Here is a 215-nt window from a genome sequence, read left to right on the forward strand (position 1 = left end):
AGCCATTGTTTGACATTTCGCCTTATGGTCGTTGGACAATGAAGTTTGGATAGCAGATAATCATGGTCAATTTGGTCAAAGCATTTGGCGATGTCAGCATCGAGGATGTAGTATTCCCCGTGGTTAATAGCGACAAAAATTCTGCCAATTGCGTCAAGGGTTGAGCGTCCGGGTCGAAACCCATAGCTTGTCCCCTCGAATTTAGGTTCCCAATA

Annotated in this window: 1 protein-coding gene; it reads right to left on the reverse strand. The window is 45.1% G+C overall.

The window, feature by feature from the left end; translation table 11 throughout:
• Positions 1 to 215, reverse strand: a 215-nt coding sequence (locus tag LKE08_RS15000; protein ID WP_324705048.1) for a reverse transcriptase domain-containing protein, incomplete at both ends; no start/stop codon positions are given.

Source organism: Lyngbya sp. CCY1209 (genome assembly GCF_035615495.1).
Lineage (GTDB): Bacteria > Cyanobacteriota > Cyanobacteriia > Cyanobacteriales > Microcoleaceae > Limnospira.